The organism is Nocardia sp. 852002-20019_SCH5090214 (assembly GCF_001665865.1).
GTDB classification, from domain to species: Bacteria; Actinomycetota; Actinomycetes; order Mycobacteriales; family Mycobacteriaceae; genus Nocardia; species Nocardia nova.
This window is the reverse complement of the sequence record NZ_LZMK01000347.1, coordinates 1-640: the sequence shown is the minus strand read 5'-3', so window position 1 is coordinate 640 and position 640 is coordinate 1. Positions and strand designations below refer to the sequence as shown.

At 70.8% G+C, this 640-nt stretch carries 2 protein-coding genes; both read left to right on the top strand.

The window, feature by feature from the left end; translation table 11 throughout:
• Positions 1–354: hypothetical protein (locus A5780_RS27390; RefSeq protein WP_231983110.1), on the top strand; the 354-nt coding region annotated here is incomplete at its 5' end.
• The coding region (locus A5780_RS27385) for a hypothetical protein (protein ID WP_156769685.1) at positions 354–640 on the top strand (287 nt) is incomplete at its 3' end. The genes A5780_RS27390 and A5780_RS27385, both read left to right, overlap by 1 nt.

The window sequence follows — 640 nt, the reverse complement described above, 5'->3', positions numbered from 1 at the left end:
AGGGCCTGCCCGATGCTGGCGCGCTGCGCTGGTTTCGCTCTCGCGAGCCCTGAGCCGGTCACCGATGGGGTGTTCGCCTCGGTGCGGATGCCCAGCGCCGGTGCCGATGCCAGCAAGCGCGAAGAGGCCATCGACCAGTTGCGTGTGGTCGCCGCGACCGGGAAACCGGCTCCGCTGCACGACTTCTCGCGCCGCAAGTTCGACGGCACCCCGGCCGAACTGGCCGAGCGTGTGGTCGAGCTGCGGGACGGTGGAGGGCTGTCGTGGTCGGAGATCGGCCGCCAGCTGGGGTGCAACTACGCCACCGCGCAGCGCGTCTACGCCGAGGCCGCCGCTACTGAGGCGGTGGCCTGATGGATCGCAGCGTGAAAAACCCGACGATGTCGGGGGGCGAGTACCACGAACTCGCTGGTATCGCCACGGTCGCGGTGGGTGTGCCGTCGCTGATCGAGTTGGGCGGTGCGGCGGTGTGGGCGGCTCCGATGTACGGCGGCCCGAAACAGGATGTGCCGCTGCGCAACCCGGTCGGGCTGGGCTGGCATCTGCTGGCCACCCACGATCTGGCGTGGACCGGTGAGGCCACCGCCGCGTTAGGCACGATCATCGGCGGCAGCCTGGCGGGTGTCACCGCGGCCGCGCT